Origin of the sequence: Synechococcus sp. N32 (assembly GCF_900473895.1) — a bacterium.
Taxonomy (GTDB): domain Bacteria; phylum Cyanobacteriota; class Cyanobacteriia; order PCC-6307; family Cyanobiaceae; genus Parasynechococcus.
Window position 1 is genome coordinate 123,482 of the sequence record NZ_UCND01000015.1, and the last position, 18,976, is coordinate 142,457.

At 62.7% G+C, this 18,976-nt stretch carries 21 protein-coding genes and 1 tRNA gene; 7 read left to right on the forward strand and 15 right to left on the reverse strand.

The genetic code is table 11. From position 1 onward, the window contains the following. Positions 1-192: 192 nt before the first annotated feature. Positions 193-1,473, reverse strand: coding sequence for a hypothetical protein (locus tag DXY35_RS09075; protein WP_170950577.1), 1,281 nt, complete (start codon positions 1,471-1,473; stop codon positions 193-195). 109 nt (positions 1,474-1,582) lie between these two features. On the opposite strand from DXY35_RS09075, the gene DXY35_RS12725 reads away from it, so the two are divergent. Continuing rightward, positions 1,583-1,690 (forward strand) — tRNA-Ser (locus DXY35_RS12725). A 172-nt stretch (positions 1,691-1,862) separates the two neighbouring features. Next, entirely contained in the window at positions 1,863-2,045 is a 183-nt protein-coding gene (locus tag DXY35_RS09080; protein ID WP_115082034.1) for a hypothetical protein, read from the forward strand. A gap of 361 nt (positions 2,046-2,406) precedes the next feature. Here DXY35_RS09080 and DXY35_RS09085 read toward each other — a convergent pair whose 3' ends face one another. The 5 genes from DXY35_RS09085 to gloB all read right to left on the reverse strand — a co-directional run bounded on the left by DXY35_RS09085 (position 2,407) and on the right by gloB (position 4,634). Continuing rightward, positions 2,407-2,649, reverse strand: a complete 243-nt coding sequence (locus tag DXY35_RS09085) for a hypothetical protein (RefSeq protein ID WP_115082035.1) — start codon at positions 2,647-2,649, stop codon at positions 2,407-2,409. An 18-nt stretch (positions 2,650-2,667) separates the two neighbouring features. After that, on the reverse strand, positions 2,668-2,967 hold the full coding sequence (locus DXY35_RS09090) for a hypothetical protein (protein ID WP_244273058.1): 300 nt from the start codon (positions 2,965-2,967) through the stop codon (positions 2,668-2,670). Positions 2,968-3,154: 187 nt separating this feature from the next. Beyond that, positions 3,155-3,382 carry a DUF3136 domain-containing protein gene (locus DXY35_RS09095; RefSeq protein ID WP_006850228.1) on the reverse strand — a complete coding sequence of 76 codons (228 nt, stop codon included), beginning with the start codon at positions 3,380-3,382 and terminating at the stop codon, positions 3,155-3,157. 45 nt (positions 3,383-3,427) lie between these two features. After that, a complete protein-coding gene (locus DXY35_RS09100) occupies positions 3,428-3,820 on the reverse strand; it encodes a RidA family protein (RefSeq protein WP_114988626.1) in 393 nt (130 codons plus the stop codon). 64 nt (positions 3,821-3,884) lie between these two features. Continuing rightward, a complete protein-coding gene (gene gloB, locus DXY35_RS09105; protein ID WP_115082037.1) occupies positions 3,885-4,634 on the reverse strand; it encodes a hydroxyacylglutathione hydrolase in 750 nt (249 codons plus the stop codon). A gap of 40 nt (positions 4,635-4,674) precedes the next feature. Here gloB and hisG point away from each other — a divergent pair, with 40 nt between their 5' ends. From hisG to DXY35_RS09120, 3 genes are read left to right on the forward strand one after another with little or no spacing between them, the layout of a single operon-like run. Then, positions 4,675-5,325 carry an ATP phosphoribosyltransferase gene (gene hisG / locus DXY35_RS09110; protein ID WP_115082038.1) on the forward strand — a complete coding sequence of 217 codons (651 nt, stop codon included), beginning with the start codon at positions 4,675-4,677 and terminating at the stop codon, positions 5,323-5,325. Next, positions 5,325-7,103: an ABC transporter ATP-binding protein gene (locus tag DXY35_RS09115; RefSeq protein ID WP_115082039.1), complete on the forward strand. Its 1,779-nt coding sequence runs from the start codon at positions 5,325-5,327 to the stop codon at positions 7,101-7,103. The genes hisG and DXY35_RS09115 overlap by 1 nt, the downstream gene beginning before the upstream one ends. Further along, positions 7,100-7,603 (forward strand): GNAT family N-acetyltransferase, encoded by a 504-nt coding sequence (locus tag DXY35_RS09120; RefSeq protein WP_115082040.1) that lies wholly within the window; start codon positions 7,100-7,102, stop codon positions 7,601-7,603. Before DXY35_RS09115 ends, DXY35_RS09120 begins: the two co-directional genes overlap by 4 nt. 9 nt (positions 7,604-7,612) lie before the next feature. Here DXY35_RS09120 and DXY35_RS09125 read toward each other — a convergent pair whose 3' ends face one another. Genes DXY35_RS09125 through DXY35_RS09135 form a run of 3 tightly spaced genes read right to left on the reverse strand, consistent with a single transcriptional unit; the run spans position 7,613 to position 10,060 of the window. Beyond that, positions 7,613-8,302, reverse strand: coding sequence for a TIGR04283 family arsenosugar biosynthesis glycosyltransferase (locus DXY35_RS09125; protein ID WP_115082041.1), 690 nt, complete (start codon positions 8,300-8,302; stop codon positions 7,613-7,615). After that, the gene (locus DXY35_RS09130) at positions 8,290-8,931 is read right to left on the reverse strand and encodes a TIGR04282 family arsenosugar biosynthesis glycosyltransferase (protein WP_115082042.1); all 642 of its coding nucleotides are present in this window, start codon (positions 8,929-8,931) and stop codon (positions 8,290-8,292) included. Before DXY35_RS09130 ends, DXY35_RS09125 begins: the two co-directional genes overlap by 13 nt. Position 8,932: 1 nt before the next feature. Then, complete coding sequence (locus DXY35_RS09135; RefSeq protein ID WP_244273149.1) at positions 8,933-10,060, reverse strand: trypsin-like peptidase domain-containing protein; 1,128 nt, start codon at positions 10,058-10,060, stop codon at positions 8,933-8,935. An 83-nt stretch (positions 10,061-10,143) separates the two neighbouring features. Here DXY35_RS09135 and dnaA point away from each other — a divergent pair, with 83 nt between their 5' ends. Next, entirely contained in the window at positions 10,144-11,541 is a 1,398-nt protein-coding gene (gene dnaA, locus DXY35_RS09140) for a chromosomal replication initiator protein DnaA (protein WP_115082044.1), read from the forward strand. Here dnaA and DXY35_RS09145 read toward each other — a convergent pair whose 3' ends face one another. Genes DXY35_RS09145 through DXY35_RS09155 form a run of 3 tightly spaced genes read right to left on the reverse strand, consistent with a single transcriptional unit; the run spans position 11,542 to position 13,686 of the window. Further along, positions 11,542-12,210, reverse strand: a complete 669-nt coding sequence (locus DXY35_RS09145; RefSeq protein WP_115082045.1) for a ParB-like protein — start codon at positions 12,208-12,210, stop codon at positions 11,542-11,544. Positions 12,211-12,233: 23 nt separating this feature from the next. Further along, the gene (locus DXY35_RS09150; protein WP_115082046.1) at positions 12,234-13,466 is read right to left on the reverse strand and encodes a glutathione S-transferase family protein; all 1,233 of its coding nucleotides are present in this window, start codon (positions 13,464-13,466) and stop codon (positions 12,234-12,236) included. After that, positions 13,441-13,686, reverse strand: a complete 246-nt coding sequence (locus DXY35_RS09155) for a hypothetical protein (RefSeq protein WP_244273060.1) — start codon at positions 13,684-13,686, stop codon at positions 13,441-13,443. The genes DXY35_RS09150 and DXY35_RS09155 overlap by 26 nt, the downstream gene beginning before the upstream one ends. A gap of 115 nt (positions 13,687-13,801) precedes the next feature. Here DXY35_RS09155 and gorA point away from each other — a divergent pair, with 115 nt between their 5' ends. Next, the gene (gorA, locus tag DXY35_RS09160) at positions 13,802-15,160 is read left to right on the forward strand and encodes a glutathione-disulfide reductase (RefSeq protein ID WP_115082047.1); all 1,359 of its coding nucleotides are present in this window, start codon (positions 13,802-13,804) and stop codon (positions 15,158-15,160) included. Between the two features lie 14 nt (positions 15,161-15,174). On the opposite strand, the gene DXY35_RS09165 is transcribed toward gorA, so the two are convergent. From DXY35_RS09165 to DXY35_RS09175, 3 genes are read right to left on the reverse strand one after another with little or no spacing between them, the layout of a single operon-like run. Next, positions 15,175-16,680, reverse strand: a complete 1,506-nt coding sequence (locus tag DXY35_RS09165) for a GMC oxidoreductase (protein WP_115082048.1) — start codon at positions 16,678-16,680, stop codon at positions 15,175-15,177. A 4-nt stretch (positions 16,681-16,684) separates the two neighbouring features. After that, positions 16,685-17,281 (reverse strand): heme-copper oxidase subunit III, encoded by a 597-nt coding sequence (locus DXY35_RS09170; protein WP_115082049.1) that lies wholly within the window; start codon positions 17,279-17,281, stop codon positions 16,685-16,687. Between the two features lie 4 nt (positions 17,282-17,285). Then, on the reverse strand, positions 17,286-18,974 hold the full coding sequence (locus DXY35_RS09175; protein ID WP_115082050.1) for a cbb3-type cytochrome c oxidase subunit I: 1,689 nt from the start codon (positions 18,972-18,974) through the stop codon (positions 17,286-17,288). Positions 18,975-18,976 lie beyond the last annotated feature (2 nt).

Below are 18,976 nucleotides of genomic sequence, written 5' to 3' on the forward strand. Positions count from 1 at the left end.
GATTCAGCGTGAATCGATACCAACCTCGTCTTTTTGTTGCCAAGAGAAAAAAACGGCTGGAGACGCTGCCCGCCGCCTGAGCCGCGACTCTCTGGGCTACGACCGCATCGCTCTTAAAGCGAACGCTGATGGTGCGCCCATTAATTATTCAGCTTCATCAGCAAATCAAGAGTGCGGTCAGTTTGCCGCTGACTACTGCTGTTGCTGCATCTGCTGTTGACGCTTGGTCAGCGATGCGGTGATCTTGGCATTGGCTGCATCAAAGGCAGCATCAAGGCCAGCCTCATCAGTCCATTGGCCGTAGTGCTTCATGTGGGTGCGTACGTCGTGGCCCATTGATGCTGCGAGCTGTCTGAGAGGTATTCCGGCTAGGGCTCCTCGGTAGGCGTAGCCATGCCGAAGGCTGTACGGGGAGAGCCCAGGGTTGGCCTTGACCAGCGAAGCCCAGTAGGGATGGCGATCGAGGTATTGCCGGAAGGTGTGCCCGCAGCTTTTGAAGTCTTGGGCGTTCAGGATGCCGACAGGCAGCTTGACCAGCCCGCTGCTGAGCTGAGCCAGAGCCTGACCTGCTGCGCCTGCGAGTTCTGGAATTTCCAGTGGGTAGGCAATGCGATCGGGCCTAGGAGCCTTTGCTGTGGCCCGGTTGCGTTTGACGTTGCCGACCTTGAGCTTCCCGTCCTCCACACGCATTGCTTTCAGCTCTGCTGGCCGCAGACCAAACAGACCAACCAGCGTGACTGCGAGGCGCAGCTCCGGCTTTTCGTAAAGGCTGTCGATCAGACCGAATAGCTGTTCTGTTTTGACCGGGACTTTGTCATCTTTCCTCGTCTCCGCCAGGCCGATCAGGTCTTGGAGATCGTCACCCTCAATAGGAAGCCAGCTTTGTTCTGCGCCGCATTTGGTCACCGCAAAGCGCAGGAACCGAGAGACATCGAGAAGCGCACGCTTGCGTCCGACGCCGCCCAGCTTGAGGTCTGCCAGGTGCTGGCTGGTGTAGTTCCGCATGACACCGGGGCCATCATTCGCCGCCCCGCGCCCTTTGGCGTTGATCAGTTCGATGGTGCGTTCGATGCGACGGCGTTCCTCTCTGTCGTAGGTCGCAGATTTCACCTGTCCTGTGCCGACGCGGCTGGCTTCGTATCGCTTGACCACCTCAGGCCAGTTGGTGCCACCGGAGTTCTTATCTTCTGCAGCACCGCTGATCAGCGAGTGGGCCGCATAGAGCCCTAGCCCCAGGTCAGCCATCTTTCGCTTCAGCTCACCAATGAGGACGAGCACCTCAGTGCTGCTGCTGGGTGCAAAACGAATCTTGGTGGTGATGGTGGGGCGCTTGCCCTCCCTGGCGTTGCCTGCCTCACGACGCTGGATTTTGAAGCAGCCAGAGCGTTCCTCCAGCACCCACCCAGGTCCGTAGGTGCGCTTGATGGTGCCCCGCAGGTCCTTGAGCCAAGGAGCCGTTTTGACCATGAGCACCTGCTTGCCCTTCAGGTGCTCAGTATGCCGTGATTTGGTGTGATTCCTCGGTGTGATTTCAGCTCTTATCTGCTCCTGCTTGCTGTTGCAGGTAGGACTGCTAGTCCTTGAAACCATTGTGCTGCAATGGGTTTTGCTTGCCTCTGACTTGACTCTGGATCAAGGCTTGAGACGCATGGAATGCAGGGGGTCAGGAGTTCGAGTCTCCTTGGCTCCATTCAACAGAAGCTCAGTCTCTGGCTGGTTTTTTTTATTGCCAATGCGCGGCGATGATTCCGCTCGATGCCCTGTGTTGGTGCAAAAAGATGAAGCGCTGCAAGCTCTGGGCGCCCACCTGGCCAAAGGAGCTGGGCTGGGCATCTGATGTTGGTTGAGGGCAGGATGGATGTATGGGCAAGAAATCCAAGAAGTCAAAGAAGGCGAAGCAGACCTGCTCTGTCCTGCTGTGGCATAAGACGTCCATCAAGCGGATCAGACAACGCTTTGGTCTGAGCAAATACCAAATGCTGTGGATCACCTTCGGCAAAGGTCTGCTGATCGGCTATGTCGTGGCACTTCTGGTTCATCGCTGAATGGACTCCACCCAGAAGCTCGTGGAGAAACTGGTTGAGAGGCGGATGCGGGTCACTGGAGAGTCGCAGGCGGTAGCCACTGCCAACGTGATGGCAGCTTTCGAGAAGCTGAGGAAAGACAAGGAGTAGCCAGACCCGCTGCAAGCTTTGGGCTCCAGAAGCGAGCTAGATCGGGCTGCACCGTTGCGGCATAAGAAAGCAGGGTGCTGTCTCCAATCGCAACCCGGCTGAGGTATTCACCTTGATTTAGCTGGTCTTAGCCCGTGCCATAGAACCTCAGTTATGGCTCAACTGTTCAGCTCGATACATGAGCTAACTGGCGCATTGACTCAGGGCACCGGCGGCACCGTGGTCTGGCTGATCAAAAACCGCGGCCGTCACGTTCCCGCATTTCCAGGCGGAGTTGCTGGTAGCGAAGCAAGGCCCGCTCCTCATCCAACTGAGGAAACAGCAAACGAGCTTCCTCCAGGCTCGGGGGCTCCAAGAGCCAGTCATCAGATCGATTTGGGGCCACTTGCTGAGGATTGCGTTCCCACAGCTGGCGTCCTGGTGCGACCCAGCCAAACCAGCGACGAAAACGATCGAACAGCTCGAGTGGGTGCATCAGATCACCCTAAGGAGATCACGAATCCAAGCGTTGGGATGCCTCCATGGCGTACGTCTTCGCGCGATCTGAAACAACAGACTCGTTCTGGGGCATCAGGCTCTGCGGTTGCCGCTGCCTTGGATCCTCCCCATTGCGCCAGGGGGTGAACATCAGGAAATTTCCGGCCACCAGCCCTGCCGTCACGATCACTGCGGCAATCTGCTCGAGCTGTTCGATCTCCATCCCTGCATTGTCCCGCGTTCTCCCAGCCCCAGCAGGGGTGTCCCCTGCATCGTCGACGGCTTGGGATTCAGCTCGCTCTGCAGTTCCAGGCAAAGGGCAGCTCCCAGCATCACCGTTACTACGCCGAGTCCCTGACTCAGCTTGAGTCGCCTTCTGGGCTTGCGAAAAATACAGCGGCTCATACCAGGCCCTTGCTACTCAGCCTGGTTTAACGCCTGTTTTCAGTTCAAATTGAAGCGTTGGCCACGACAACGCTGGGAAAACGCTGAGACAACCGGTCTCAATCCTCTTTGGGGTTCTCCAGGTCGCGGCGAATCAGGGCCAGCAGGTAGGAGGGCGATTTGTAGCGGGTGGGCAGGCAGCGGTTGAGCGTTTCCAGATGCCCCCAGCAGACGGTGCGCTCAATGTCTTGAACGGTTTTTCCCTGCTGGAGGAGACGCCGCAGCGCCTTGCAATACATCGGATAGCCCGCCTCTAATTCACCGATGGTGAGTTTTGCCTGAGGCATAGGACCACTGAAGCCAGTTCCAACCTATGCCCCCGCGGGCCAGGCTCAGCTGCCGAGCCAGGCGACGCAGTCGATTTCCACTCTCGCTCCCTTGGGAAGGGCTGCCACCTGAACGCAGGCGCGCGCTGGGCTGACCCCTTCGCCGAACACCTCGGCGTAGATGCCATTCACCGTTGCGAAATCGCCCAGGTCTGCCAGGAACACCGTGGTGCGCACCACCTGAGCCGGGGTGGCGCCTGCTTCTTTCAGCACAGCACAGAGGTTTTTCAGCACCTGATGTGTTTCTGCCGCCACATCTCCGTTCCCCACCATCTCGCCGGTGGCTGGATCCAGTGGAATCTGCCCGGAGCAATAGAGCCACTCGCCGGCCAGCACTGCCTGGTTGTAAGGCCCAACCGGTGCAGGGGCGTCTTGAGTGGTGATGGCCTTGGCGCTCATGGGTTGGTTCTCAACAGCAGTCGCAACGATCATCGCCGTTGGTGATCCCCTGCTTCGCCATCGCTCATGCCGGCCGCCACTGGTCCTTGTGCTGGCGCAGCACGGCCAACTCCGCGGCTGAACCGGCCTGCATGAACAGGTTGGTGCGGTGTTCCATGCCGATGCTGCTGGGCAGGCTGAGCTCTCCTTGGGCACGGAGCCTCCGCACCTCCCGGTAGCGCTCAGCCAGAACGGCGTCGCTGGGGCGTTGCTCCACGGCCCATTGCAGGTTGGCCTCGGTGTACTCGTGGGCGCAACAAACCCTTGTGGCCTCGGGCAGTTCCGCCAGCTTCTGCAGGGCCTGATGCATCTGTTCAGCGCTGCCTTCAAACAGTCGGCCACAGCCCCCGCTGAACAGGGTGTCTCCGCAGAACAACAGGGGCCCGATCTCGCCGCCCTGTGGGTTCGGGATGAAAAAGGCGATGTGGGCCCGGGTGTGAGCCGCCACGTCCAGCACCTCCACCTCATGGCCAAGAACAGTGATCTGGTCCCCATCCCGTACCGGCATCGTCTGAAAAGGAATCCGCTCCCTGTCCTCAGCGGAGGCAATCACCGCAGCCTGGGGCCAGCGTTCCAGCAACTCCGGTGTGCCGCCGATGTGGTCGGCGTGGTGATGGGTCTGCAGCACGGCGGCCAGGCTCAACTGCCGTTCGTCCAGCCACTCGCGCACCGGCGGCGCCACGGCGGGGTCGATCACCACGGCCTCCGCGCCCCTCACCCAGATCCAGATCACGTTGTCCTGGAGCACCGGCAGGGCATGAAGTGAGGAATGCATCGTTAAAGTCCTGCCTGGTTAACCGGTCAGCGCTGGACACATGATCACCGTCGCGTTGGCCAAAGGAGCGCTGCTCAAAGACTCGGTGGCCCGCTTTGCGGCGGCTGGTCTTGATTTCTCCGCTGTTCTGGACAAGAACAACCGCCAGTTGATGGTGCCCACCCCCTGCGGGCGCGCCCGGGCCCTGCTGGTTCGCAACGGCGATGTGCCCACCTATGTGGCCTACGGCCAGGCTCAGCTGGGGGTGGTGGGTTACGACGTGCTCAAGGAGCATCAACTCCCCGTTGCTCAACTGGTGGACCTGGGCTTTGGCGGCTGCCGCATGGCTGTGGCGGTTCATGAGAGCAGTGGTTACACCCGGGCCGCTGATCTGCCCGCCCACTGCCGCGTTGCCAGCAAATTCACCCACTGCGCCCGGGAATATTTCGATGCCCTCGACCTTCCCGTTGAGTTGGTTCACCTCAATGGCTCGGTGGAGCTGGGGCCAATCACCGGTATGTCAGAAGCGATTGTCGACCTGGTGGCCACCGGTCGCACCCTGCGGGAGAACGGCCTGATCGCCATCGAAGACCTGTTCCACTCCACAGCTCGACTGGTGGGGCACCCCCTGTCGGTTCGCCTCGACCACGGCCCCTTGGCCTCCATCGTTGATGCGATCCGCGCAGCAACACCCGTCGGGAGCTCCAGCTGATGGGGGCCGTCGCCGACTGGCGCCGGGTCCGTCGTCTGGGCCGTTATCTCGTGCGGGATCGCCGGCGGCTGCTGGTGGCCCTGCTGCTGCTGCTGCCCTTGGCCTTTGCCGGAGCACTGCAGCCCGTTCTGCTCGGTCAGGCCGTCAGCGTCCTGCGCGGAGAGCCCAGTCTTCCCTTCCTTTCGGGGATGAGCCTCTCGGCTTCGATCCGCGTGATCATTGGGCTCTACTTCGTTTCCGTGCTAATGCGGCTCGGCCTGCAGGGGGTGCAGCAATTCAGCATCCTGGCCGTCGGACAACGGCTCACAGCTCGAATCCGCGACGACCTGTTTGAACATGCGTTGTCGCTGTCCCTGCGGTTTCACGACCGCATGCCGGTGGGCAAGTTGCTCACACGGCTCACCAGCGATGTGGATGCCCTGGCTGAGGTGTTTGGCAGTGGTGCCGTGGGGGTGCTCAATGATCTGGTGAGCCTGCTGGTGCTGGCCTCAACGATGTTGTTCATCGAGTGGAGGCTGGGGCTGCTGCTGTTGTTCACGCAGGTGCCCGTCACCCTGGCCGTGCTTTGGCTGCAGCGCCGTTACCGCAAGGCCAATTACCGCGTGCGTGAAGAGCTTTCCCAGCTCAATGCCGACTTCCAGGAGAACCTCCAGGGCCTCGAGGTGGTTCAGATGTATGGCCGTGAAACGGTCAACAGCGCCCGCTTCCTGCGCACCGGCATGCACTACCGCAGCGCTGTGAACGGAACGATCTTTTTCGACAGCAGCATTTCAGCCTTCCTGGAATGGGTGGCTCTGGCCGCCATTGCCTTAGTTCTGGCCCTTGGCGGCTTGATGGTGACCAATGGCGCCATGGGTCTAGGCACCCTTACCACCTTCATCTTGGCCTCCCAACGCCTCTTCGATCCGCTGCGTCAGCTGGCGGAGCGTTTCACCCAGATCCAGGGTGGGCTGACGGCGGTCGAACGCATCGGCGAGTTGATGGAGGAGCCCCTCGAGATCGCTGAGGCCAAAGGGGTTCTCCCCCACGTGAGTGGCGGTGGCGGCGAGGTGATCTTCGAGAACGTGAGCTTCGCCTATCGGCCGGACGATCCGATCCTCCGCAACCTCTCCTTCCGCATCGCCCCCGGAGAACATGTCGCCCTGGTGGGCCCCACGGGGTCGGGCAAAAGCACGATCATCCGCCTGCTCTGCCGCCTCTATGAACCCCAGCAGGGGCGCATCCTTCTGGATGGACGGGACATCCGCACGATCCCGATGGCCGATCTCCGGCGTGAGCTGGGCGTCGTGCTTCAAGACACGTTCCTGTTCAGCGGCAATGTGGCCGACAACCTCCGGCTCAATGCGTCGGTGAGTGATCCAGAGCTGGCTCAGGTCTGTGCTGAGCTTGGTCTCAACGAGCTGTTGGCCAAGCTTCCCAACGGCCTGGAGACGGAGCTGCGCGAGCGGGGCGGCAACCTCTCTTCAGGAGAGCGCCAACTGCTTGCGGTGGCCCGGGTGGCGATCCGCAAGCCAACGGTGTTGGTGATGGATGAAGCCACCGCCTTCATGGACCCTTCAACGGAAGCGACGCTGCAGGCTGATCTTGATCGGCTTCTGCAAAAGCGCACCGCCATCGTCATTGCCCATCGCCTGGCCACGGTGGAAGCCTCGGACCGCATTCTTGTGCTGCGCCGCGGTGAACTGATCGAGCAGGGAACCCATCGCGAGCTAAGGGCCCGTGGCGGGCTCTACGCCCAGCTGGCTGATCTGCAGGAGCGGGGGTTGGCGCGTCTGTGATCGCTCCTCTGCCCATTCCTGCTGATCCTCTGTTGGAGCAGTACGGCCAGGGGGCGCGCCTCTGCCCCTGCGCCAATGACCAGATCACCTTGGTGTTCAGTCAGGAGTACCCCTTCGATCTGGTGGAACTCGAGCAATTGCTGGAAGCGGTGGGCTGGAGCCGCCGGCCGATTCGCCGGGTGCGCAAAGCCCTCAGCCACAGCCTGCTCAAAGTTGGCCTCTGGCGGCACGACCCACGGGTGCCCCGTCTGGTGGGGTTTGCGCGCTGCACCGGTGACGGTGTGTTTGAAGCCACCGTCTGGGACGTGGCCGTGCATCCCCTGTACCAGGGCAATGGCCTGGGCAAGCAGATGATGGCCTACATCCTCGAGGCCCTTGATCAGATGGGAACTGAGCGGGTCAGCCTGTTTGCCGATCCGGGCGTCGTCAGCTTCTATCAGGGCCAGGGCTGGGATCTCGAGCCCCAGGGCCATCGCTGTGCCTTCTGGTACGCCAACTGATCGGCCCCTTCAGCGCCGGTAGAGCCGCAACAGCTGCTCCGTTGATCGCCCCTGCCGCCACAGCCAGCGCAGCCGGGCATTACGCCAGGCCTGCACCAGCACGCTTCGCTTCTGCCAGCGCTCTGCGCTGGTGAGCAGGGCACAGTTCAATGAACGCAGGGGGGCGACCTGGCTCAGGCGTTCCACCAGGTCCAGGTCTTCCATCAGTGCCAGGGGCCGGTAGCCGCCCACGCGCTCATAAAGCTGGCGCTGAATCAACAGGCCCTGATCGCCGTAAGGGCGTTGCAGCCAACGGCTGCGCAGGTTCACCATCCGCTCCAGCAGCCACAGCATCGGCCGCCCATGCGTCTCCACCTTGAAGTCGAAGCACCAGGCGCTCAGGTGAGCCTCCGGCCTGTTCAGAATCGCTCCCACCTTGTTGTGCCAGGTGTCCGGCAGGCGGCTGTCGGCGTGCAGCACCAGCACCCAGGCATGGGAGCTGTGGCCAACGCCCCAGCGCAGCTGTGGTCCCCGTCCGGCGGTGGGGCTGTCGAGCACGGTGGCGCCGGCCAGCTGAGCCACCGCCCGGGTGTGATCCCTGCTTCCCGCGTCAGAGACGATTACCTCCAACTCCCCCGGCCATCGCTGCAGATCCGCCAGCAGCAGCGGCAGCCTGCTGGCTTCCTCCAGGGTTGGAATCACAACGCTCAGCCCTGCCATGGCCTCAGATCGCTCCAGTGATCCAGATCATTCCGTTGGGCCACGAGGGCCGATGACAGCTGCCGCCTGCGCGCCGCCTCCAGCGTTGCCTCCAGCACCCTGGGGCCGCCCCAGGGAATGCCGATCAGCGGCCAGTGCTGCGGGCTGCGGATCAGGGATGCACCGATCCCCAGCAGCCAGTAGCCCCCATCGGAGGCTGGCCCCAACACCAGGTCATGCTGCTCCAAGTGCTCAACGGCCTGCCTCAAATCATCGGGATTGAGTTCGGGCAGATCCGTGCCGATCACGAGGCAGGGCCTGTTGTGGCGATGGCCGTGCATCAATTGCCGTCTCAATCGGGTGCCGAGTTGCCCCCTCCCCTGCAGCCGCACCTGCCCCAGCCCCAGCTGTTTCCCCCAGCGATCGGCCGCACGGGGGGCGAGTCCGCTCACCGCCAGCACCGGCTCGATCTCCATTGCGCCGGCGAGGCCCCGCACCACCGCAGCGGTGTGCTGCGTGAGCCGCCGTTGGATCCTTGTGGCGCGTTCGCTGCTGTTGGCCAAGCCCAGCTCATGGTTGAGATCGCTGCTCAAGCGGCGTTTGCATCGGCCCGGTGATGGCCAGCGGGCCATCACAACGATCTGCACCATCTCAGTTGTTGCGGGGCAGTTCCCGCGGGCGCACCTGCACGATCAGCTCCCTTCCGTTGCGTTGAAGGGTGAGCTGCATCGGTTCCCCCACCTGGCCGCGGTCCACGGCGAGTTGCACTTCGGTGGGGGTTTGAACGGGGTTGTCTTCCACCTTGAGGATCAGATCGCACTGGCGGATGTCGGCAGCAGCGGCCGGAGTGCCTTTCACCACCTCCTTCACCAACACGCCATTCAGCTCGGGCACCGTGCAGGCGCTGTTGGTGGCGTTGATTTCCCGCGCCAGCTGCGGTGTGAGGTTCATCAGCTGCACGCCGATGAAGGGATGGGACGCCTGGCCGGTGCTGACGATCTGTTGCGCGATCCGCTTGGCCAGGTTGATCGGAACCGCAAAACTCAATCCGCCACCTGGGGCCGTGCGGATCGCTGTGTTGATGCCGATCACCTGACCGGCGGCATTGATCAACGGGCCGCCGCTGTTGCCGGGGTTCACCGCTGCATCGGTCTGGATGTAGGGAACCCGCTGGCCGTCACCGATCGCATTGAGGCGGCCGACGGCGCTGATGATGCCGGCCGTCACGGTGTTGTTCAGGCCGAAGGGATTGCCGATGGCAATGGCCCATTCCCCCGGCTTGAGCTGGTCGGAGTTGCCCAGGGCCGCCACCGGCAGGTTGTCGGCCACCACTTTCACCACCGCCACGTCGGTGAGGGGGTCGGTGCCGAGAACCTTGCCCTTGAAATTGCGTCCGTCCGGCAGGGTTACCGCCACCTGATCGGCACCACGCACCACGTGCTCATTGGTGAAGATCAGGCCGCTGGCCCGGGTGATGAAGCCGGAGCCCTGGCCCTGCTGCCGCTGGCTGGAGGGACCCATCCCAAAAATCCCTCCGAAGGGGTTGGAGATCTCCTTCACCACATCGATGCGCACCACCGCCGGACCGACGCGATCCACCGCCTTCACGATCACGTTGTCCCCCGGTTGCAGAGGCGCGCTGCGGGGCTGATCGTGCACCACCGGTGGCGCCGTCATCGGTGGCTTGAAGGTCAGACCCAGCTGGTCTCTCACAAGGCTGCACCCGGAGAGTGCGCTCCCGGCCAGGGCGATGGCGAGCCAATGCTGGGCGTTGGGCATCACGACGAGATGTGTGCTGATGCATTTAAGACGGCCTGAGCGGATCGGCATGCGTAGATTCAGCGCTCGGGCGATGGGCGGTTTTGGCGCAGACGGGCGAAGAGCTCTGGATCAAGGTGCGGGATGGGTTGCAGGCGAAGCTGAGCAAGCCCACCTTCGAGACCTTCATTCGCCCCACGGGTTGCAGCGGCTTTGCCAATGGAGAGCTGAAGCTTCTGGCCCCGAATCCCTTTGCCAGCGTTCGTCTGCGGGAGCAGCTGCTGCCCACGATCGCCGAAATGGCCAGCAGCATCAGCGGTCAGCCCGTCCAGGTGACGGTGCTGGCGGAAACCGCCTTGCCGCTGCCGGATGCCACCGATGAGGCCTCAGCCGCTGCAGATGCGGCGCCGCCTCCAGCGGCCCAGGAGTCGGCATCGGCTCCAGTGCGGAACGGCTCCCCACGCCGCTACCTGCCCGGGCTCAATCCCCGCTACGTGTTCGGCCGTTTTGTGGTCGGCCCCAACAGCCGAATGGCCCATGCGGCGGCTTTGGCTGTGGCCGAAGCACCGGGCAGGGAGTTCAACCCCCTGTTCATCTGCGGCGGTGTGGGCCTGGGCAAAACCCACCTGATGCAAGCCATTGGTCATTACCGGTTGGAAATCGACCCCGGGGCTCGGGTGGCCTATGTCTCCACCGAAACCTTCACCAACGACCTGATCCAGGCCATCCGCAAGGACGGCATGCAGGCCTTCCGCGATCGCTACCGCGCCGCGGATCTGATCCTGGTGGACGACATTCAATTCATCGAGGGCAAGGAGTACACCCAGGAGGAGTTCTTCCACACCTTCAATGCCCTGCATGAGGCAGGCCGTCAGGTGGTGATCGCCAGTGATCGTCCCCCCAGCCAGATTCCCCGGTTGCAGCAGCGCCTGATCTCCCGGTTCCAGATGGGCCTGATCGCAGACATTCAGTCGCCTGACCTGGAGACACGCATGGCGATTCTTCAGAAGAAAGCGGAGCAGGAGCGCATGTCGCTGCCCCGTGATCTGATCCAGTACATCGCCGGTCGCTTCACCTCGAACATCCGCGAGTTGGAAGGGGCCCTGACCCGGGCTGTGGCCTTCGCCTCCATCACGGGGCTGCCGATGACCGTGGAATCCGTGGCACCGATGCTCGACCCCACAGGGCAGGGGGTGGAGGTCACGCCGCAACAGGTGATCGACAAGGTGTCTGAGGTGTTTGATGTCACGGCCGAGGAGATGTGCAGCAGCACCCGTCGCCGCGCCGTGAGCCAGGCCCGTCAGGTGGGGATGTATCTCATGCGCCAGGGCACCGACCTCAGCCTGCCGAGGATCGGCGACAACTTCGGCGGAAAAGACCACACCACGGTGATGTACGCGATCGAGCAGGTGGAGAAAAAACTGGCCTCCGACCCCCAGCTCGCCGGTCAGGTGCAGAAGGTGAAGGATTTGCTGCAGATCGATTCCCGCAAGAAGCGCTGATCAGCGGCAGGCTTTCTTGTCACCTTTCCAGCCCGGCATGTCCTGTGCAGCGGCTGAGCACACCAGCTGGCGGGCTGCTGCGAGTGCCGGCTCCAGGCGCCTGGAGCTGAAGGGGGGCAGGGGCCGGCTGCGCAGCCAGGCACCCCAACGAAACTCGTGATACGGGATCAGGGGCTGAGGCTTGATCCACCCCTCCTGCTTCAGCTTCCACACGAGGCTCCTGTAGGGATCGTCGTCCAGTCCCAGCAGGCTCGTGGGCAGCTGCTCGGCCGGGCGCGGGCCGTTGCCTCGTCCGTCGTAGAGGTAGAGCCAGCCCTGGTTGTGCAGATAGGCCAGCACAGCGTTCCTGTCGGCTGTTGGCAGCCCCTCCACCACGTAACCCCAGGTGGTGGCACCAGGATCAATGCCGATCAGGCCTCGCAGCCGGTGGTGCCGGTCCAGCATCCACATGGCGCCATCGGCAGATCGGATCAAAGGGACCGGTTTGCCGCGCAGGTAGTCAAGACGCTGCTGACGGGTGTCCTGGGCGAAATCCTTCTCGCGCGACCAGATCTCCGCCAGTCCCACACACCACTGGGTCGGCTGCAGCTGCGCCGCTGACACCTCAATCAGATCGGTCCCCCGATCGGGGGCGGGGATCGGTTGGTAAGTGGGCAGCCGCAGGGGCACGACTCAGCGTTGGCGCCCCCGCACTATGACCCAACTAAGAAGGGTCGGGGATCCTGATCAAAGCGATCCCTCACCGGCAAGGGCTTGGCCTGCTCAGGGCCATCCAGCTGGGCGGTGGCTTCAAGGGCTTGACGCAGCAGTCGAGCAGCCGGGAGCGGCATATCCCTTGGCACCGAAATGCGATCGCGCAGATAGCGCAGCCCGGCGGCACTCCCCGCTGGAGGCGGGCAGGGGGTGTTGCGAACCAACCGGGTGAGGGCACAGCGCAGGGGCTGGTCAAAGGCTGCAGCACCCATGGGGTTCACCTCGCGCAGCCGTTGCTGGTGACGCAGCACCCGGCTCAGGGCGATGACGGCCTGATCGGCTTGATGGTCCGCATCCCAGCAGGCTTCGTCCTCGCCGAGGCCATCACCTCGGTCGATCCGTTCGGCCAGGCGCTTTGCTTCCGCTCCATCGTCGGGCCAGCAGCCGCCCATCTGGGGCGGCAGGTCATGGGCATGAGTGTGGAAGTCGCTTTGAGTGCCGCGGTAGGTCTCCAGTTGCTCCAGGGCACGGAACCAGCGGTCAATAGCTGGATGCTCAGCCCTCAGCCGGTATCCCTTGTAATAAGCCAGCGAGGCATTCATCCGTTCCACGTAGGGAACGAAGATCAGATCCACGGTCTGCGGCTCCGGGCCCCGCAGCCACGGTCCTTCCTCCCGGTTCAGCTCCCGTTCGAAGCGCCGGGCGATGTCTTGAAACTGCTCTCGGGCCAGAACCTGTTGTCTCGGACTCAGCCGTGGTGAACACAGCCAGATGCACCAGGCTTGAAACAGCAGCCGTTCAAGACGGCGCAGCTCCAGAGCTTCCGGCGCTGTCATCGCCATGCCCAGGGGCCCGAACTGCTGTTCGAGAGCCAGCAGGATGTCGTCGCTTTCGGTGATCAGCCGCCCGTTGAGCTCCAGGGCCGGCAACATCCCTGAGGGCACTTTCTCCAGGAACCACGGCTCCTTCGGGCCGTAGCAACGCATGGTGACTTTACGGATCCGGTAGGGAATGCGCTTGAACTCCAGCCACAGCCAGATTTTTTGGCAGTAGGGGCACCAGGCGTGGTGGTCGCGGTACAGCGTGACCATCACGTTGGATTCAGGCTGTCCGAACAGGCGCAGCGTGGCCTGGGCACTGGTCGGCCCTTCAATCCGATTCGGTTCCGGCATCGCCAGCCTGGCCAGGTCCGACCAGCTCAGGGGTTCAGCTGATTCCGATGAAAGGGGCATGCAGGATCGGCGTAAGCGTTGCCCGTCCATAGGACTGCCAGTCGCCCAGTTCGTGCATCAGCGCCAGACAGTCCTGCTGGCGGCCCTGATCAGCCAACTGCTTCAGCCGCAATTTCATGTCGTCGCTGGTGATCATCATCACGATCTCGCGGCGTTGCGATCGTTTGAGAGGCAGCTCAGGTTCAGGCGGCTGCCTGCGGCGCTTGGAAGAACGGTTCATGGTTTAAGGACGCGGTTGAAATACGACCGACTCGTCTTGGGCCTTTATGGCCACCTTCCCCGGACCATAACGCCATCTTTACGATGACGCCCGTCGTCTCGAGCACCCTTCTGTTATGGGCGCTGATCTGGATCTGGTTGTGCTCGGCGCAGGCTCCGGTGGGCTGGCTGCTGCGAAACGCGCGGCCCGTCATGGAGCCCGCGTCGCCATCGTGGAGGGCGATCGCGTTGGCGGCACCTGCGTGATTCGCGGCTGTGTTCCCAAAAAGCTTTTGGTGTACGGCACCCAGGCCCGCCATCAACTGGCGGATGCCTCGGCCTACGGCCTTGAGATCGGTTCGGTGCGTTCGGATGTGCCTGATCTCCTGCGTCGGGTGCGCGCCGAGGTGGATCGGCTCAATGCCCTCCATCTCGGATTTCTGGAGAAGGCCGGCGTTCAGTTGATTTCCGGTTGGGGACGCTTCACGGCAGCAGATCGCATTGGCATTTCCGATCAACGCGGTGGGCCCGTGCGAGAGGAACTCTCGGCCCCGCGCTTTCTGGTGGCGGTTGGTGGCCGGCCGGCCCGGCCGGAGATTCCTGGGGTTGAACACACCTCGGTCAGCGACGACATGTTCCTTCTGGAGGATGTCCCCTCAGCCGTGGTGGTGGTGGGCGCAGGCTTCATTGCCTGCGAGTTCGCCTGCATCCTGCGGGGCCTTGGTGTTGCGGTCACCCAGGTGGTGCGTGGTCCGCGCTTGCTGCGCGGTTTTGATGCCGAGTTGGCCGATGCCGTGCTCGGTGGCATGCGTGAGCAGGGCATTGAGGTGCTGTTGGAGCAAAGGGTGGTGGCCGTGGAGGGAGAGCCCGGGGCGCTGACGGCGCGGCTGGGCAATGGTGAGTCTTTGGCTTGCGGCGGTGTGTTGATGGCCACCGGGCGTCGCCCCTGGCTTGCGGACCTTGGGCTGGATGCTGCTGGCATAGCGATCGAGAACGGCCGCATCAGGGTCGATGCCAACTCCTGCACCTCGGTTCCCCACATCCATGCCGTCGGCGATGTCACCGATCGCGTCAACCTCACGCCTGTGGCCATTGATGAAGGTCGTGCCTTCGCCGACAGCGTCTTCGGGTCGCGTCAGCGACAGGTGAACCACGACCTGGTGGCCAGTGCCGTGTTCAGCGATCCAGAGCTGGCGACCGTCGGCCTCTCGGAAGAACAGGCCATCGAACGCCATGGCGTGGATGGTGTTGTTGTGCATCGCGCCCGCTTCCGGTCCATGGCGCGGGCCCTGCCCGCTTCCGGCCCCCGTTGTCTGCTCAAGTTGGTGGTGGAGAAGGCCACCGATCGGGTGCTGGGCTGCCATATGGTGGGCGAGCATGCCGCGGAGATCATTCAGATGGCGGCGATTGCCGTGGGGATGGGCGCCACCAAGGCCGATTTCGATCGCACCATGGCACTGCACCCCTCTGTGTCAGAGGAGTTCGTCACGATGTAGTCGACGGCGCCCCGTTAGCTCAGGTGATCGGCAAGCCGCAGCGCTAATGCAATCACCGTGAGGCCTGGGCCAACGCTCGGGCAGCTGGGAAAAATGCTGCTGTCGGCGATGTAGAGGTTCTCGAGCTCATGGCATTTACCCCGGGGGTCCACCACGGAACTGGCGGCGTCTTCTCCCATCCGGCACGTGCCGCAGCCAAAGCCCACCACGCTCAGGGGGGCTTCCCCACGGGCATGGGTGGGTGCCTTCAGCACCACCTTGGTGATCGGGTCGTTCTCCACCTCTTTAAGGGTGTCGATCCAGCGGTACACCAGCCGGTCGTGGGCCTCGCGGTTGTTGGCGATGTAGTTGATCCGGATCTGCTCGTTGTTGAGCCACACCTTGTTGTGGGGATCCGGACGCACCTCGGTCATGGCCCACCAGGCGACCGAGCGGGAGGCCAGGCGCTCCAATCCAAAGTCGGGGATGAGCTTGGTCACCAGCGAGAGCACCGGTGGTGACTCGGCAAACAGCGCGTCCTGCAGCACGCCGCCGGCGGCCTGAATGTGGCCCAGGGGAAAACTGACGTTCTTGTCTCCCCAGTAGTAGTCGTTGCTTGCCAGGGAGCGTCCGTAGCGGCCGCTGTTGCGTTCCGTGGCCAGCTGCAGGATCGAGGTGAGCTGCAGATTCATCAGGTTCCGGCCCACCTGATCCGATCCGTTGCTGATGCCCTTGGGGTGGTGGGCATTGTCGGAGCGCATCAAGATCGCAGGGGTGTTGATCGCCCCCGCAGCGAGCACCACCACATCCGCACTGAACAGCCAGGCATCGCCGTTCACGTCTGCTTCCACAGCCCGGATGGCGCGGCCACTGGGATTCACGTGCAAACGCAACACCCGTGCGTTGTCACGCACGCTGATCCGTTTGGGTTCACCCACCTGCAGCCCAAACAACTGGGCGTCACCACTGGGATCGTCGGCGTCCTCCGACCAACTGATCGGGATGTCGTAGGGCTGACAGCCCTGACGCTGCAGGGCACCGCGCAGGGGTTCGAGGAAGGGTTCGATGGGCTTGGGCGGCGCCAGGAAATCTCCCTTGCGCCTGGGTTCGGTGGGATCAACCCCCGCCTTGCCATGCACCCGATACAGCTGTTCGGCCTGTTGGTAGTAGGGCTCCAGATCGGCGTAATCCAGGGGCCATGCCGGTGAGATGCCGTCCTGAAGAGCCACCTCCTCAAAATCCTTTTCACGCATGCGTTCCAGCACCGCGCCCCAGATCTTGGTGTTGCCACCGCGGGCGTAGGTGGTTTGCGGGGCAAAGGGATCGCCGTCAGGGCCGAACCAGCGTTCGCCCTTGGGGTGGTAGCGATCCTTGCGGAACAGATCCACGTCGGCGACGTTCTGGTCTTCGAGGGCCATCGCTCCGCCCCGCTCCAGCACCAGCACGCTCTTGCCCTTGCGGCTCAGAGCACCCGCCAGGGTTCCCCCGCCGGCGCCGCTGCCGATCACGATCACGTCGTAGTGGTTGTCGTCGATGATCATGGAATTACTGCCACACGTAGATCAGAAGGAAAAGAAGGATCCAGATCACATCAACGAAGTGCCAGAACAGGCTCACCGCAGCAACGCCCATCTCGCCTTTGTCGTAGTTCCCGGGAACAAACGAACGCGCCAACATCAGGCCCATCAGCAGGACGCCGGTGATCACGTGAAGGCCGTGAAAGCCAGTGAGCAGATAGAACATCCCGCCGAACACACCGCTGCTGAGGCTGAAGCTGAGTTCCGACCATTCGACGTATTGGCCGTAGATGAAATAGGAGCCCATCGCCATGGTGAGCAGCCACACCGCCCGGAAGCCCCAGAGGTTGCCCTTGTGCAGATAGCGCTCAGCGAAATAGGCCACAAAGCTGGAGCTCACCAGCACCACACTGTTGATCAGCGGCATGCGCACCTCCAGCCCTTCGACGCCATCCGGTAGCCATTGGGGGGCTGTGAGCTTGAGCACGGCGTAGCCGGCAAAGAAGGCCAGAAAAATGACGCTCTCAGAGCAGAGGAAGATCACGAAACCGGTCATGTTGTGACCGTCGTGCTTCACATGGCCCGGGGTGTGATTCAGCTGCAGATCGGGATTGACGCTGGTCATCGGCTCAGGCCTCCTGGGAACGGCGCACGTAGAACTCCTCGTCCTCAACGAGGGGGTGCCCCAGGCCGTAGCCGTAGGGCTCGCTGATCACGGTGGGGATGTCGTCCTCGAAGTTTTCAGCCGGTGGCGGTGAGGGCAGCAGCCACTCCAGGCCGATGGCCCGCCAAGGATTGGGGGGAGCCTGAGGCCCCCGGGCCCAGGAGCTCACCATGTTGAGGATGAAAGGGATCGAGGCGACGCCGAGCATGAAGGCGCCGATGCTGGCGATCACATTCCAGATGGCGAATTCAGGGTCATAGGAGGCGACCCGGCGCGGCATCCCCAGCAACCCAGCCCAATGCAAGGGCAACCAGTTGAGGGTGGCGCCGATGAAGGTGAGTGCGAAGTGCACCTTGCCAAGACCCTCGTAATACATGCGGCCGGTGAATTTGGGGAACCAGTGGTAGATCCCGGCGAACACACCGAAGCCGATCGTGTTGAAGATCACGTAGTGGAAGTGGGCCACCACGAAGTAGGTGTTTCCCACGTGCACGTCGATGGGCACGGTGGCCAGCATCACGCCGGTGATGCCGGCGAAGATGAAGTTGAACAGGCCACCGAGGCAGAACAGCATCGGGGTGCTGAGGCGGAGATTGCCTTTCCACAGGGTTCCCAGCCAGGCGAACACTTTCACGCCGGTGGGAACGGCGATCAGCATCGTGGTGGCCATGAACAGATTGCGCATCCACATCGGTGTGCCCGAATAGAACATGTGGTGCACCCACACGATCAGGCTGAGGAAGGTGATGCCGAAGGAGGCGATCGCCACAAAGCGATAGCCGAACAGGGGTTTGCGGGAATAAACCGGGAACAGCTCGGAGAAGATGCCGAACACCGGCAACACCAGCACGTACACGGCTGGGTGCGAATAGAACCAGAAGAAGTGCTGAAACAGCACGGGATCACCGCCCCCTTCAGGCTTGAAAAAGCTGGTGCCGAAGCTGAGGTCGAACAGCAGCATCACCGCACCACCGGTCAGAGCGGGCAGGCCGACAAGCTGGATGGTCTGAGCGGCCCAGGCGGTCCACACGAAGATCGGCATCTTGAAGAAGCCCATGCCGGGGGCCCGCATCCGGATGATCGTCGTCACGAAATTGACGGCGCCCATGATCGAGGAGATCCCCGAAAGAGCCACCGCAAGAATCCAGAGAAACTGCCCGTTGATGAAGTGGTTCAGGGGGTTCTGCAGGCTCATTGGTGGGTAGGACCACCACCCCGATGACGCCGGCCCCCCGGGGGCGAAGAAACTCCCCATCAACACCACCGCGAACAGCGGCACCAACCAGAAGGCGGCCGCATTCAGTTTGGGAAACGCCATGTCCGGCGCACCGATCATTGTGGGGATCAACAGGTTGTTGAAGCCGTTGAGGATCGGGAACAGGAACAGGAACAGCATCACTGTTCCATGCATGGTGTAGAGGCCGTTGTAAACACTCGGATCCACCAGATCCGCCGGCGGTGTGATCAACTCACCGCGCACGATCATCGCCAGCAATCCCCCCACCAGCAGGAAGAAAAGCGAGGTGGCGATGTACTGAATCCCGATCACCTTGGCATCGGTGTTGAAGCTGAAGAAGCGCTTCCAGTTGTCCGGGGCACCGGGGACAGGGTGCGGCGCCTTGAGGATGCGTGGGTCGTAGTTGGTGGTGGTCATGG